General features: G+C 40.0%; 12 protein-coding genes. All 12 read left to right on the top strand.

What is annotated here, in order from left to right:
- The first annotated feature begins 637 nt into the window (after positions 1-637).
- The 12 genes from BN3456_RS01315 to BN3456_RS16410 all read left to right on the top strand — a co-directional run bounded on the left by BN3456_RS01315 (position 638) and on the right by BN3456_RS16410 (position 16,016).
- A complete protein-coding gene (locus BN3456_RS01315) occupies positions 638-1,942 on the top strand; it encodes an ABC transporter substrate-binding protein (protein ID WP_089982223.1) in 1,305 nt (434 codons plus the stop codon).
- A gap of 77 nt (positions 1,943-2,019) precedes the next feature.
- On the top strand, positions 2,020-2,895 hold the full coding sequence (locus BN3456_RS01310) for a carbohydrate ABC transporter permease (protein ID WP_089982221.1): 876 nt from the start codon (positions 2,020-2,022) through the stop codon (positions 2,893-2,895).
- The gene (locus BN3456_RS01305; RefSeq protein ID WP_089982219.1) at positions 2,895-3,728 is read left to right on the top strand and encodes a carbohydrate ABC transporter permease; all 834 of its coding nucleotides are present in this window, start codon (positions 2,895-2,897) and stop codon (positions 3,726-3,728) included. The genes BN3456_RS01310 and BN3456_RS01305 overlap by 1 nt, the downstream gene beginning before the upstream one ends.
- 103 nt (positions 3,729-3,831) lie before the next feature.
- Entirely contained in the window at positions 3,832-5,574 is a 1,743-nt protein-coding gene (locus BN3456_RS01300) for a sensor histidine kinase (protein ID WP_176699069.1), read from the top strand.
- A gap of 36 nt (positions 5,575-5,610) precedes the next feature.
- Positions 5,611-7,143: a response regulator transcription factor gene (locus BN3456_RS01295; protein WP_089982215.1), complete on the top strand. Its 1,533-nt coding sequence runs from the start codon at positions 5,611-5,613 to the stop codon at positions 7,141-7,143.
- 15 nt (positions 7,144-7,158) lie between these two features.
- Entirely contained in the window at positions 7,159-10,326 is a 3,168-nt protein-coding gene (locus BN3456_RS01290) for a hypothetical protein (RefSeq protein ID WP_089982213.1), read from the top strand.
- A 3-nt stretch (positions 10,327-10,329) separates the two neighbouring features.
- Positions 10,330-11,253, top strand: a complete 924-nt coding sequence (locus BN3456_RS01285; protein WP_089982212.1) for a dihydrodipicolinate synthase family protein — start codon at positions 10,330-10,332, stop codon at positions 11,251-11,253.
- Positions 11,254-11,275: 22 nt separating this feature from the next.
- A complete protein-coding gene (locus BN3456_RS01280; protein ID WP_089982210.1) occupies positions 11,276-12,226 on the top strand; it encodes a phosphoglycerate dehydrogenase in 951 nt (316 codons plus the stop codon).
- Positions 12,223-14,523, top strand: coding sequence for an alpha-L-rhamnosidase C-terminal domain-containing protein (locus tag BN3456_RS01275; RefSeq protein WP_089982209.1), 2,301 nt, complete (start codon positions 12,223-12,225; stop codon positions 14,521-14,523). The genes BN3456_RS01280 and BN3456_RS01275 overlap by 4 nt, the downstream gene beginning before the upstream one ends.
- Positions 14,520-15,167: a YesL family protein gene (locus BN3456_RS01270; RefSeq protein WP_089982207.1), complete on the top strand. Its 648-nt coding sequence runs from the start codon at positions 14,520-14,522 to the stop codon at positions 15,165-15,167. The genes BN3456_RS01275 and BN3456_RS01270 overlap by 4 nt, the downstream gene beginning before the upstream one ends.
- 354 nt (positions 15,168-15,521) lie before the next feature.
- On the top strand, positions 15,522-15,875 hold the full coding sequence (locus tag BN3456_RS01265; protein WP_089982206.1) for a hypothetical protein: 354 nt from the start codon (positions 15,522-15,524) through the stop codon (positions 15,873-15,875).
- A gap of 18 nt (positions 15,876-15,893) precedes the next feature.
- Complete coding sequence (locus tag BN3456_RS16410) at positions 15,894-16,016, top strand: hypothetical protein (protein ID WP_278280256.1); 123 nt, start codon at positions 15,894-15,896, stop codon at positions 16,014-16,016.
- Positions 16,017-16,138: the final 122 nt, after the last annotated feature.

The raw sequence follows: 16,138 nt of genomic DNA, 5'->3' as shown, positions 1-16,138 counted from the left end.
TTGAATCCGTTCTTTCCATAAAGCTCTATTACCTTGATCCATTGTATAACCTCCTAAAGACATTTTAGGTTAATTTTACAGGATCTGCATGGAGATTACACGACGCTATCTTTTGAAGCACTTACAAATTAATTTTCGCAAATCTACATCTGCAAACTCGATTATGAAACGAGCAACAAAGCACTATACAATAAAAATCAATATCAAAGAGAACTAGTAAGTGATTTATGCGGCCGTTCTGCTCCGTAAAACGGCCGCTCTAAAATGGAACGGTGACCACTAAGGTCCGTAAAAAGCAAATAACAGCTTTGGAACAATAAAACAATGTGTTTGGAATAGTAAATTCCAGATAAATCAATCTTTGCAATACTAACTTCCGCTATTTTGGGGTATATCTTAGTATTCAGGAATTTAGTCTTGCAAGCGATATGCTGAATCAGAAGTTAAGTTTGCAAACTGGAACCTCAGATTTCAATTCAACTTAAATTTTTATATAGTAAAACAAAAGGTGACCTAACTAAGAAAAAGTTACCGTAAGCCATATGGAAAAGTTACTTATTCCTATGATATGATTAAGCCAAGTTAAGAAAAGGCCTTTTTAAAAACAATATGAAGGGAATGTGTTGGAGGAAAAAAGATGAAAAAGAAATTACTTAGTATCTTATTAGTAGCAGTATTAACCCTTTCTTTGGCTGCATGCGGGTCATCAGGTAATTCAGGAAAAGGTAAAGATAAGAAGAATTCAAGTTCCAGTGAGGAAGAGGTAACGTTGTCTGTTATGGTTACAACAAGACCGACAACAGATGCAAAAGATTTTTACCTGGACTGGCTTCCAGAACTTGTAAAAGAAAAATACCCAAATATTAACATTGAAGTGGAACAGCTTCCTACAGACCAGTACAAACAGACGGTTCGTCTGAAATTCGCAAGCGGTCAGGGACCAGATATCTTTACATGGTGGCCTGCACTGCAGGCAAAGGATCTGGTAGAAGCCGGATATGTAAGAGACATGTCGGATTTTTCACAGCTTGATAAATTTAATCCCGATATTACAAACTCCTATGAGTTTGATGGCAAGACTTATGCAATTCCTCTGGGAACAAGTTTCCTCACAACGTGGTATAACAAGGATATGTTTGAGGATGCAGGGGTTGCAGAGATTCCGCAGAATTGGGATGAATTCCTTAACGCTTGTGAAAAATTAAAAGATGCCGGATATACACCAATTGCTGCCGGTGACAAACAATCATTTGTTATCCAGTTTGGTATGTATCAGATTGGTGCATCTCAAATTTACAGTGAGAATCCGAATTTTGATGATCAATTGTTCACAGGAGAAACAAAATTTACGGATGAATGCTGGGAAGAAACAGTCGCAAAATTTGAAGAGCTTTATACAAAGGGGTATGTCATTGACAATTCACTTGGATTATCTCAGGAACAGAGCAGACAGGCTTATGTTGATGGTAAGGCGGCTATGATCTTTGATGGAAGCTTTGGCTATGATGCACTAAATAAAGACGGTGCAGTGCCATTTGAAAAAGGAATGTTTGCAATTCCTTCTAATGAAGCAGGAAATGAGCTGGTTTATAATCTGACACCTTCAAATGGTCTGTTTGTAAGTGCTGATTCAGAAAAACAGGAAGCAATTGATAAAGTTCTTGACTACTGGTTTACAGAAGGAACACCATTGTTTGAAAAATGGACAACCACAACAAGTGATATTTCCTGCTACGAGGGTGTGGAAGATTCCAGGGAACTGATTAAAGAATATCTGGAAAGCTATAAGGACAATCAAAGTATATACAACTTGAACAACGCATGGCCGGAAGGGGTCAGTGATACAATGTGTACAAAATTCCAGGAAGTTATTACCCAGAATGCATCGGCAGCAGATGTCTGCCAGGCAATGCAGGATAAATTTGAAGAACTGAATAAATAATTCCCTGAGCACAAGGGAAGGCTGCGGGCAAAGACCTTTCCTTGTGCTTCGAAAAATATATGAGAAGGGAACAGAATATGCCAAATAAAAAGAAAAAAGAAATTTTACTGTTGTTTATCATACCGGCACTGGTATTTTATCTGATCTTCTGGATAGCGCCTGTATTAATGTCATTCTTTTACGGACTGACAGACTGGAATGGCCTTGGTGATGCAAATTATGTCGGTTTTGATAATTTTAAGTTTCTGTTTAAAGACGGAACACTTTCCAATGCAATGAAAAACACAGTTGTGTATGCATTGGTTGTAGTAATATGGGGGAATGTTCAGGCACTGGCACTTGCATTGCTTCTGAATATGAAGCTAAAAGCAAGAGGCGCATTTCGGACAATTTTTTATATTCCAGCGCTGTTTAGTACAATTGTAGTTGCATTTATATGGAGTTATGTATATGCGCCATATTATGGAATGCTTTATGAAGTGCTGGGGAAGATTGGAATAGGTCAGAATCTGAATCTGCTTGGAAGCACAGGCACAGCATTAATCGCGGTTGCTTTTGTTGAAACATGGAAAACGTCAGGGACGATGACTATTATTTATCTTGCAGGACTGCAAAGTATTCCGGAAGAAGTTATGGAATCAGCTAGGATTGATGGATGTACGGCATGGCAGTCTACAGCAAAAGTTAAGATTCCAATGCTGGCAAATACGATTACAATCAATGTAATGCTTGGGCTGATCAATGGGTTTAAGTCTTTCGACTATGTGTTTGCTCTGACAGGAGGGGGACCGGGAACATCCTCCGGCACACTGATGTATACCATTTACAAAATGGCATTTATGGAAGGCCAGTTTGGAAAAGCAGAAGCTCTGGCTGCATTTGCCTTTATATTTATTCTGTTAATTTCAGTGATTGCACTAACGATTATGAAGAGAAAGGAGATTGAGGCATAATGAAAAAGTCAGTAAAAAAAGAAATAATTATCACGATTGCAATTGCACTCTTTTTTGTTGTGTTTCTGTCTCCGATTGTGATCGCACTTTCTGGTTCTTTCAGAGAATTGAAGGATACAAGCTCTTATCTTAATATTTTCACAAGTTTCAGTATAGAGAGCTATAAGGCAGCATTTGAAAAGATGAATTATTTCCGTTCGCTAAAAAATAGTATCTTGATTACGGTAACCAGTGTTGCAATTCTTCTTTTAATTTGTTCAATGGCAGGATATGCAATTGCAAGATTAAAAGGGAGAATGGGGCCCTTTTTTCAGATTTTCTTCCTGGCAGGAATGATTGTATCTGCACAGATGTCCATTATACCAATGTACCGAATTGTAAATGCACTTGGAATCGGCAATACGATAATAGCACCAATCTGTCTGTATGTAACGTCTGCTCTGCCGTTTTCCATTTTTTTATATACAAATTTCATAAAATCAGGGGTACCCTATGCATTGGAAGAGTCAGCATGTATTGACGGAGCAAATGTTCCGTATACATTTTTTAAAATTGTAATTCCGCTAACGAAACCGGCCCTGGTATCAATTGTCATTACACAGGGAGTTCCGATATGGAATGATTTTTTCTTTGGGATGTTGTTCTTATCTTCACCGGAGAAGAAAACACTTCCTTTGACAATGATGAATTTTATTGGTGATATGGAGAACGCGACACAGTGGAATATGCTGTTTGCGGCCTGCTTCTTGAGTGCCATTCCAATTCTGATTATTTATGTCTTCCTGCAGAGATACTTTGTAAGTGGATTGACAGTAGGAGCAGTGAAAGGTTAGTGCGCTGTCCAGATATCAATCGGGCGGCACACTAGGCAAGTGCGTTGCTGTATTGGGAGAAATCAAGTAAAATAGAGACATTATGTACAAGGGTGGTAAGAGTATGAAGTTGAAAAAAAGCCTTAGAACAACGTTTTTGGGATGTCTTCTTGGAGTTTCTATATTACCTGTAATTATTATTTTTATTTCAACAATTCGAAATAATTCAAGCTTCTATCAATCACAGATTTCTGAGCTGGGAAACCATGAAGTGCAAAGCAAGGTGACAGAAATTAATAATATTTCAGGACATCTTCAGGAGGTTCTGACTGCATTGATTTTCAGTACATATGATAATGAAAGTTGTATGCTTGATATCTGCAGCCAGGAAGCCATGGGAGAACGGCCTTCAGATTATGAACGGCTTTTAAACGCCAGAAAGTTTGAATATGTCAGCAGCAATCTCACGGGCACGGATGAATATGTGGAAGGTGTTTACCTGTTTAATGAGAATGGACATGTTTATTCCTATGTAAAAAATAAAGAACTGACTTTGGAAGATAATTACACCAATGCCCAGTGGTATCAGACTATCCTGCAAAGTTCCGATTTTGAGGCTACACAAATTTATAAGAACAAAGTTTTCACCGAGGGGACAATTATTATGGGGAGAATGTTTTCCGGAGAAAAAGGGAAAAGTATCCTTCTTGTTGTGTGTAATGAAAATATCCTGAGAAAAATGTTTAAAAACGACAGTCTGTCTATCGTTGACGGAGATGGGAATACGATTTATGGATGGAAGGAAGAAACCCTTTCATCAAAGATTCGTGAAGCAATAAAAAAAGGGAAGGAAGGTATTCTTCCTTCCAATTATAAAAATGAAACATATGCATACGGCACATTGAATGTAAATAACTGGAAGATTGTTTCTAAGATTTCTTTTGAGGAACTGAGGGATTTGTATTTTAAAAACCTATTGTATCTGATCGGAATCATTGGAATTGTAGGAATACTGGTTGTCCTTCTGGTTATTTATGCAGACCGGAGATTTCTAAAACCTCTGATCCTGCTTACGAATATTATGAGAAATTCCGCAGATGTTGATACCAAACTGCCTGAAAAGGAGAGAATACGGCAGGATGAGATTGGATTTCTATACCGGGGCTATGAAAAGATGATTTGTGAAATTCGTGATTTGATTCAGGAGAAGTATGTGTATGAAATTAGATTTCTGAATTCAAAGCTGCAAAGTCTTATGTCTCAGATTAATGCACATTTTATTTTCAATACACTGGAGAATATCAGTTCACTTGCTTTTCTAGAGAATAATAAGCAGATTGCCACAATGTCAAAGGCATTAGGAGATATGCTCCGCTACAGTATTGAACATGAGCGGGATGAAGAGACACTGGAGACAGAAATCGCACATATTCAGCAGTATATTAAAATCCAGGAAATCAGGTTTGGAAACCATATTTTGTTGAAGCAGAACTTGGAAAAAGGAACAGAGAATGCAAAGGTGCCCAAATTTATGTTACAGCCGATTATTGAAAATGCAATTGAGCATGGTCTTGCTGAGGTTGATATGCCATGGATTCTCTGGATTGATTCCAGAGTCGTTCAGGATAAATTGATTGTAACGGTTCAGGATAATGGTGCCGGCATGTCTGATGAGGCTGTTAAAAAGGTAAATACAAGAATCCATAATAATGAGGAGGAATCTTCTGATTCCCGTTATGTAAGTATTGGATTGTCTAATATCTATAAAAGAATACAGTTATTGTATTCCAAGGAGGATAATTTAAATCTGGAATGTCAGGGAGAGAATGGAGTGCGCATAGTTATTCAAATACCATTTCACAAATAACCCTGCAGGAGAGCAGAAGATGAGGGGGGATGGGCAGTGTACAGTTATATTGTGGTGGATGATGAAATGTTAATTAGAAAAGGGCTGATTGGAAAAATAAACAGTATTACTTCGATGCAGTTTCATTGTGTCGGGGAAGCCGCAAACGGACGTCAGGGAATGGAACTGGTAAGAGAGCAGGATCCCCATATTATTATTACCGATATGAAAATGAACCAAATGAACGGAATAGAGTTTCTGGAGGCATTGGGGGAAGAATATCCTGAGAAACCTGTCATCGTAATTAGTGGTTATAAGGATTATAACTATTTAAAAAAGGCAATTGAAAAAAGGGTGATCGGATATGTCCTGAAACCATTTTCTGTGGAAGAAATTGAGAAGCAGCTCCTGGATGCCGTATCCAGAATACAGCAAAAACAGAATCTGGAAGAACTAAGAGAAAAGGTAGATTCCCTGGAACAAAAGAAAAATGAGGAGATTCTGCGCACAATCGTACTGGAGCCGTGGAATGAAATGCTAGAAGAAGAGACTCTGAAAAAAGGCTATCAGCCGGAAGAACTGTTCCTGTCCGTATATCTTTACATTCAGGAATCAGATTCACTGAGACAAGTGGAGAGGATTTGCCAAAACTTGCTGCCGAATGAGACGTATTATTGCTTTGAAAATCCGGCATTTAAGAAACAGTATTTTGTTTTGATTAAAATGGAAGCTGAGTATTCAAAAAAATATACAGTTCTTTTAAAACGTCTGACTCAAGTGTTCCTTACGCAGGTATCAGATAAGAAAGTATATATCTTTTATACAGACCAGCCACAGTTGCTTAGTAGACTGAATAAAACATATCAGCAAAGTGAACTACAAATCCGGCATGTCAGTCTGGGATTGCAGAATGGCATTTGGAGGATTTACGGCAGGAAGTATGAAAGGGTGCGTTTTTTTTCAGGAGAACAGATTCAGACAATATTCAGAAACATAAAATATCATAAAGAAGATACCCGGAATATTATGAATCGTTTCTTCGCCGATCTGACAAAGCAAACCTGTTCTTTGGACGTAATCGGGGAAGCGTGCAGAAGTTTGATTGAGAAGGTAAACAGTTATGCAGTGCAGGAAAATGTGGAGACAGATGATATCATGAATGTGTTTTATCACAGATATTTGTTTTGTGACAATACGGATAAAATCAAAAATGAAATTTCCGGGTATGTGACTTTGATTATGAATTCCATCGAGATGAAAGTGAAAGATCAGGCGGATCTTCTTGAACAAATAGAGACATACATTCTGGATCATTATCATCAAAGACTGACACTGCAACAAATTTCTTCGTGTTTTTATATAACTCCTGCTTCCTGCAGCAACCTGATGAAGCGAAAATTCGGACAGAGCTTTAATGAGTATATCAGTGAGATCCGTATCGAAAAAGCAAAAGAGCTTTTAACCCATACGAATCTGAGTATCGATCAAATCTCAGAAGAAATCGGGTATACAAATCCCAAGTATTTCTTTAAGATTTTTAAGAAAATGGTATTGTGTACACCTTTGGAATACAGAAAACAAAGCAGATGACAGAAGGGAATAGGCATGTTGTACAAAAGAAATACACAGAAATTTGACCGAAGTCTTTTTGAAAATCCAACAAATGAATACAGGGGAGCTCCGTTTTGGGCATGGAATTGTAAACTAGATAAGAAAACACTGCTGGAGGAAATTGATCACTTTGTAGAAATGGGAATGGGCGGAGCACATATCCACTGCAGAGTGGGGTTGGATGTTCCCTATCTTGGAGAAAAGTTTTTCGAGAATGTGGTTGCATGTGAAGAGAAAATGAAAGAAAAAAATTTACTTTGCTGGCTTTATGATGAAGATAGATGGCCTTCAGGCAGTGCAGGCGGTCTTGTAACAAGGGATGAGGAGTATAGGGCCAGATTTCTTGTGCTTGAACCAGAGCGGTATGAACATAATAAAAATGAAGGAATCATAGCTGCTGCAAAAGCAGTAAGAAGCAGTAAACGAAGACTTGTGGGCAGTTTTTTTATATGCCTTTCTAATGACGGAACTCTGGAAAAATATGAAAGAATTAAGAGCAACAGTGAATCAGAAAAATTTAAAAAGAAAGATCAAAAAGGGACCATATGGAATGCCTGGCTGGAAATTTCAGGAGATACACCGTGGTTCAATAATGAAGCATATGTCAATACACTGGATAAAAAGGCAATCGACAGATTTATTGAGGTCACACATGAAGCCTATTATCGGTATTTCGGAAAAGATTTTGGCCGGGAGATACCGGCGATTTTCACGGATGAGCCCCAGACCAGCCATAAGGAAATCCTTGCAGAACCATTAGAAAAAAAACCGGTGATTATGCCGTTTACAGATGATTTTGATGAAACATTTCAAAGAGAATTTGGAGTGTCTCTTCTGGAACATCTGCCAGAGCTGGTGTGGGAACTTCCAGATGGAGGAATGTCGCAAATTCGATATTATTATCAGCGGCACATATGTGAAAGGTTTTCACAGGCGTTTGGTGACAATATTGGAAAGTGGTGTGAAGAGCATGAGATTGCATTGACCGGTCATATGCTGAATGAATGGACTCTCTATTCACAGACACTTGCACTAGGAGAAGTCATGCGTCCGCTTAAAAATTTTACAATTCCGGGAATTGATATGCTGTGCGACAGAAGGGAACTCTCAACAGCGAAGCAAACGGAAAGTATTGTGCATCAAATGGGTCGGGAAGGAATGATGAGCGAAATATATGGTGTAACCGGCTGGACATTTGATTTCAGAAATCATAAACTCTCAGGTGACTGGCAGGCTGCACTTGGAGTTACTGTAAGAGTCCCACATCTGACATGGGTATCTATGGGGGGAGAGGCGAAAAGAGATTATCCGGCGAGTATTGGTTATCAGTCACCATGGTATAAGGAATACCGCTATCTTGAAAATCACTTTGCGAGGCTGAATACGGCAATGACAAGGGGCAGGCCGGACGTGAGGGTAGGGATTATACATCCGGTGGAATCTTACTGGGTATGCTGGGGGAACCAAAAACAGACCGGTTCAATGAGGCAGACGCTGGAAAGTAATTTCGAAAACCTAATTAGCTGGATGTTGTATGGATTGATTGATTTTGATTTTATTTCAGAAAGTGTGCTGGCAGAAGAAGAAAAGGAACAGTGCACCAATCAGTTTGTGGTGGGTCAGATGAAATATGATGTGGTGATTATACCGGGGTGTATTACTGTGAGAAAAAGTACGCTGGACAGGCTGGAGGCATTTCACAGGGCAGGGGGAAATGTTGTGTTTATGGGAGAAGTTCCGGCATACCTGGATGGACGTCCCAGTGAATATCCCGCTGTATTGGCTGGAGCATGTATGAAAGTGGAGTATAATGCCGGAAGGATTTTAGACTGTCTTGAACCATACCGCATGGTAGATATTACTTCGAGATTTATGGAGGGCGTTGATTCCACACGGATGAAGCATAGAGAAAATGGTACAAGAACCAACAATATATTTTACCAGATGCGCACCGAGGAAGATGGGAAATGGCTGTTTGTATGCCATGTCAATAAACCGCTGAATGAACATATTACCTTTACAGAAGAACTGAAGATTACAGTCAGGGGAGAGTATCAGGTACAGTATTTCAATACTCTGACAGGTGAGATTTCAGAACTGGGTGCGGATTATCTCAATGGGGATACTGTCATTGCGGCATATACATCAGCTCATGACAGTTTGCTGTTTCGGCTTGTGCCGGGCAGACGCACAAAAGGATATCGTTTTGAGTACCATAAGCCGGGCGCTGTGAAATATCTTCCGCAGCCCGATCATTTTGAGATGGAAGAAGAGAACTGTTATCTTTTGGATCAGGCTGAATATTGTTTTGATGAAGGGGAATGGCAGCCGGAAGAAGAGCTTTTGAGAATTGACAATCTGTTCCGGGAAAAACTGGGGTATCCTCTCCGAATGGAAGCTCTCGCACAACCGTGGGTGCAGAGTATAGAGGAAAATGAAGGACATGTATTGAAGCTTCGTTTCCAGATTTATTCGGAAACAGATGTGAAAGAAGTGATGCTTGCAGCGGAACATATCAGGGACACAGAAATTGTGTGGAATAAAGAAAAGATAGAGTACTCGAATGCCGGATGGTATGTGGACCGGTGCCTTTTAAAGTGCCGGATTCCGGGAATTCAGAAGGGGATGAACGTGCTGGAGCTGACAATTCCGTTCCATCAAAAAACGAATATTGAGTGGTGTTATTTGCTTGGAGACTTCGGCGTAAAGGTGATGGGACGGGAACGAAGAGTTACAATGTTGCCGGAGCAAATTTACTATGGGAATTTTGTTTTGCAGGGGCTGCCTTTCTATGCAGGGAACCTGGTTTATGAAACAACGGCAGAAACACAAGATGGAGAATTGTGGATTGAGTCATCACACTACCGAGGTGCGCTTCTTCAGGTTCAAGTGGATGACGGAGAGTATAGAAATCTTATTTTTGCACCCTACCGTTTAAATTGCGGAAAAGTCAAAGCAGGGAAGCATAAAGTCAGGATAAAAGTATTCGGCAACAGAGCAAATGCGTTTGGAGCTGTACATCATGCAGATGCGTCTGAAACCTGGTATGGACCTAATTTATGGCGGACGCAAGGGAATAAATGGAGCTATGAGTATCAGTTGGAAGAAATGGGAATATTGACAACGCCCTTGTACTGGGTGGAACAGTTAAAGGAGGAATAAAAGATGAACAAAGAGTTTCCAAAAGGTGTGTATCCGGTCATGCTTACACCCTTTACTGAGGATAATAAAGTAGATTATAAATCGCTGGGAAGGCTGGTAGACTGGTACATACAAAACAAAGCTGCGGGTTTATTTGCGGACTGTCAGTCCAGTGAAATGTTTTATCTTTCTTTTGAAGAACGGGTAGAAATTGCACGGTTTGTGAAAGCACGTGCTGCAGGACGAGTTCCTGTGGTTGCCTCAGGGCATGTGTCAGACAGTCTGGAAAACCAGGCAAAAGAGCTGACAGCAGTCGCAGAAACAGGTGTGGATGCGGTGATTCTGCTGACAAACAGACTGGCAGCAGAAGCGGAGAGTGATGAAGTATGGCTTGAGAACCTGAAAAAATTAATGATTATGATACCAGAAGATATTCCTCTTGGATTCTATGAATGCCCCTATCCCTATAAGAGAATCATTTCCCCAGAATTGTTGAAGTGGTGCGCAGATACCGGCAGATTTTATTTTATTAAAGATACAAGCTGTGACCTTACAATTCTGAAGGAAAAGCTGGAGCAGATTAAAGGGAGCCAACTGCAGTTATTTAATGCCAATACATCTACACTTTTGGAAACACTTCGACTTGGCTGCAGCGGTTTCAGCGGTGTTATGGCTAATTTTCATCCAGATTTGTATACATGGCTGTGCAGTAATTTTGAGCGAGAACCGGAAAAAGCAAGACAAACGGCTGACTTTCTCACAGTTGCATCCTTAATTGAAAGACAGATATATCCGGTTAATGCAAAATATTTTCAGAAAGAAATCGGGAACTTCTGTTCCATTTATACAAGAACAAAGGACGTAGCACTTTTGAACGATACGGCAAAATCGGAAATAAATCAGCTGACTAGATTAACAGAATGTATGAGAGAGAAACTTGATATATAGTGATATATCCGGAGGCGTGTTTATGAAAGTATTAGTGACGGCAACAAATTACTCAAAGTATTGTCAGGCGGGAAAAAAAATTCTGGAAGATGCCGGATGTGAAATCATAGAAAATCCACATGGAAGACCTTATACTGCTGACGAGCTAAAAACGATTGCAGGGGAAATTGATGGTGTGGTTGCAGGAGTTGACATTTGGAACGAAGACATATTCCAGCACGCCCCCAGGCTGAAGGTGATAGCAAGATTCGGAGTCGGTGTGGATAACATTGATCTGAAAGCAGCCAGAGAACATGGAATTACAGTATGCAACACTCCGGGGATTAATTCTTCCGCAGTTGCAGAACAGGCAGCAGCACTGATACTGTCACTGATTCGCCAGATTCCGGAAATGAATGAAGCTGTAAGAAAGGGGCAGTGGCCCCGTCCTATGTTTCATGAGATGAAAAGTAGGACAGTCGGTTTTCTGGGATTTGGGGCAATTGCTAAAAACCTTGCCGAAAGGCTGTATGGCTTTCATCCGGATATGATTGCGTATGATAAATACCCCAATCAGGAGACGGCGGGAAAGCTTGGTGTTCGTATGGTCTCTCAGGAAGAAGTATTGAAACATGCAGATATTATTTCAATCCATTTACCTGCAACAGATGAAACCAAAAACCTCATATGTAAAGATACATTAGAGCAGATGAAAGATGGGGTATTGATTATTAATACAGCACGGGGAAGTATTGTCAGTGAAGATGATATGGCAGAAGCACTGAAAAGGGGGAAGGCAGGAGGATTTGGTACAGACGTTTTTGCGGAGGAACCCATAGATCTGGATCAGCCTCTGTTTGGATTCTCCAATTATATCGCAACCCCCCATGTTTCTGCTGAAACATATGAGAATTGTGAGACAACGTCAATTGTGACTGCACAGGCAGTTCTGGCAGTCCTTCAGGGAGAAGTACCGGAGAACCAGGTAATATGATAAAAAAGATTTCAGAAGAAATAATAGAAAAGGATGCTATTTTTGTCTATCCATATCAAAGCTATTCGCTTCCGGAAGAGAGAAGAGAGTGGAGGGGAAAGTGGATTTGGGTGCCAAAGAATGTATATAAAGATTATCAGGAATCTTCATATACATTGTTCCAGAAGAAAGAATGGAATTTTGCAGTTTTTTATTTTAAAAAGACTTGGAATTTAGATAAGATGCCGGAGTCTGCCAATCTTTATATTACAGCGGACTCGTCATATCAGCTTTATATCAATGGAGAATTTATGGGAAGAGGAAGTGCTCAGCCCGGCGGTGACTATGCAAATTGTGAACCTGTCCCATATAAATTTTATGAATCCTACGATGTAAAAGGAAAACTTCATCAGGGGGAAAATTGTATTTTCGTTAAAGTATGTCTGGGTCCCACGGTATTGTCAGAAATTTCATGCGGTTATGGAGGGCTGATTGCAGATCTGCTTATGAGAAGCAATGTAGAGGAGATGAGTATTCAGACAGATGAATCATGGACATGTACCAGAGAGGAGGCTTATCAGGCCAGTGATACATGGAATGGATTATATTCCCTGGACAAGAACTCGGAGCAGAACTGGTATGCAGCGGAAGCAGCAGAGAATCAGGCAGTTTTTCCAGAGCTTATGGCCACAGCGGTTCCAAATTTAAAATATATAACAATAGAGTTGCAGGGAATACTTGCTCCGTTCGATTTTGACGGCAGAATTACTTATAATAAAACTAGTGGTGAAATCCATATAAAAAAAGGCGCTCCCATTACCTTCTGGATGGATTTTGGAATGCTGTACGCTGCGTACCCCCATATGCAGATTGCGGGAGGTGTGGGGACTCAGATTACACTTCATATGCAGGAGTTTCCGGGAAAAATTGAGAGAGACGGAACAACTGAGGTATATCTTCTGGGGGCGGGAATGAATCAAATTTCATCTCTCAGGATGCACAGCGTTCATTATATACAGGTCAGCATTAGTAATATTTATAAAGAGGTGCGGATCAGCAATCCTCAAATAGAGGTCAGCGTTTATCCATCAGATATGCAGGGGGAGTTCCACTGTGACAATCCCATTTATGAAAAAATATATCTGATTGGATGCAGGACAAATCAGATTTGCCGGCAGACCTATCATATGGACTCACCAATACATCAGGAGCCACTTGGGTGCATGGGAGATTATATGATAGAAAGTCTGATGAACTACTATACATTTGGTGATCCATGGCTTACCCGGTTTGATATTCTGAAACTGTCATTTTATATGAAATCCAGAGATTATAAAATGTTCCATCCAAGCTACTGTCTGCTTTATATTCAGATGATTTATGAGTATTCAATGTATACAGGGGATGTCCAAATCCTTCCCCGGCTGAAACAGACTGTAACCGGAATTCTGGAACGGTTCCGCGGATATTTGGGAAAGAACGGTTTGATTGAGCACGCCCCCAATTATATGTTTATGGACTGGGTGGCAGAAGGAAAATATAATCGCCACCATCCGCCGAAATGTATGGGGCAGGGATATCTGACTGCAATGTTTGCAGGCGCACTGGATTATGCATGTTGGATTTTTGAATTGTCTGATAATTCTGTGAAAACAAAAGAGTATCTAGAGCTTGGCGAAGGAGTCAGAAAGGCAGTCAGGGAGAATCTTTGGGATGAGGACAGAGGGCTGTATATGGACGGGCTCTATGATAAGAATGCAAGTCAGTCTTTTGAATGGCTCCCTGCAGACTGTCCAGGAAAGTTTTACAGCCAGCATATGAATACTCTGGCCGTACTCTATGACATTGCACCAAAGGAACATCAGAAGAAACTTATGATTCGGGTAATGGAAGAACAGACACTGAGCCAGGCACAGCCGTATTTTATGCATTTTGTACTAAATGCTCTGGCTAAGACCGGATTATTTGAAAAGTACGGGCTTTCTCAGATTGCAAGATGGGAAGAGCTGGTACAGGAAAACGAGTCAGGATTGAAAGAAGTCTGGTACGGGTTTGACTGTGATTATTCTCATGCATGGGGAGGAACACCGACCTATCAGCTGCCGGCAAGAATCCTGGGTGTGACACCTGCTGAACCGGGATTTCGTAAAATACACTTTCAGCCATGTCTCCCAAAAGAGCTTAACTGGGCAGAAGGGAAAGTGCCCACACCTTATGGAACGATAAAGGTATGGCTGAAAAGAAAGGAAGATTATTCTGTTGAGGCATCAATAGATCTTCCAAATGAAATACAAATAGAAAAGAGTAACAGCGTATGAATTTTAATTGGACGGATAATGTGGTAACAAAAGTTCTGAATCGATTGGCAGACTTTGTCATACTGAATATTTTATGGTTGGTGTGTTCGGTTCCGGTTATTACGATTGGAGCTTCTACCTCTGCGCTGTACTCAGTTATGATGAAAATAGTAAGGAAGAAAGAAGGTTATGTTGTCAGTGCTTTTATGCAGGCATTTAAAGATAATTTTAAAAAAAGTACAATTATGTGTATTGTTTTTCTACTGTTTTGTGCTGTAATTATATTGGATTTTCTGGCCGCAAAAACTTTTGGAAATAATGTTGGTATTGTTTTGTGTGGACTTTTCTTGATTTTTGGAATTATACTGGTTGGAATTGCGGTTTACACGTTTTCCCTTCAGGCCTTATATGAAAATACAATCATGAATACACTGAAAAATGCTTTCATCCTGACATTTGTCAGGCTCCCGTACACGATTTTGATTCTTCTGGTTACCGTTGGAGCAACGGTACTTACTTGTGCAACAGTCAGAACACTTATGGTCGGAATTGTTGTCTGGATATTTATCGGAGGTTCTGTTGTTGCCGGAATCAACTGTCTGATATTAAATCGGGCATATCAGATTTTCAAGGGTATCCCCAAGATAGATGACAGTGCAAAGTAGATACTAGATATGGCTGGGGGTTGCCCACACAATGTGAGGGAACAATCAATATTTTCCACGTCAATACAGCGGTTTCTTCACGTCAGTCATAGATGGTATTGATACAATAATGTTTTAGCTAACTTATTTTAACAAAAGCTTTCTGGGGTTGAATGTCAGGGATTTGCTCGATATAATGTCATTATCATTATAGAAGGAAGGTCTCAGAGAACACTTTCCTGCAAGATTGCTGTCCTCTGAGACCCTGGTAATTAAACCATGGTCATTATATCAGATTTTGAACTAACACTCAATGAGGACACCCATATTTTTTGTTAAGAGCAGGGAGAAGGTTCCAGTTCATGTCCAAATTGCTTGCAGCATTTTGGAAACCAGAGGGCTCATGACTATCTGGATCGGCTTCTGGGATTGGATTTTCTAAGATTTGTCACAACCGGAAAACTTAGAACAGAAGTATCAATGGAAGAGCAGAGCAGATATATTAGCGATTTAAATCGCATTGCGTTACTGCATAACCAGCCAAAACTTATTACGGCGTCGAATGGAAAGGCATTCCTTGAAACTAAAAGTGGCAGAAGAGAACTAGTGTTCTATCCGGTAATGTGTAAAATGATGCCGCAAAAGGATGAGATACTACTGGCAGATAGAAAATGTCGGTATTCAATCTCTGAGGTGTGGAAGTATCTGGAAGAGGAAGTGAGAAAATAGAAGTGCTGGCAGACCTGAATGAAGCATTGGGAGGTTGATGATGAAGCCCTAATAAAACTGAATAAAAAATATTATGAGAACACAGGATATGAAGGGGAAGAATCGGATTTTTATTATGTTGCAGCTTATGCACCAAATTGAATGTGGAAGCTGCAAATGAGGCAAAAGAAAAAGATAAATTATCTGAAAGAGAAAAAGCGATATTTGATATGATTCAAAAGAATAACACTCTTTCAGTTGAAGAAGTCATGGCAGAACTTTCT

This window comes from Clostridium sp. C105KSO13 (genome assembly GCF_001517425.1).
Classification (GTDB): domain Bacteria; phylum Bacillota; class Clostridia; order Lachnospirales; family Lachnospiraceae; genus Muricomes.
This window is presented reverse-complemented; position numbering and strand designations above follow the sequence as displayed.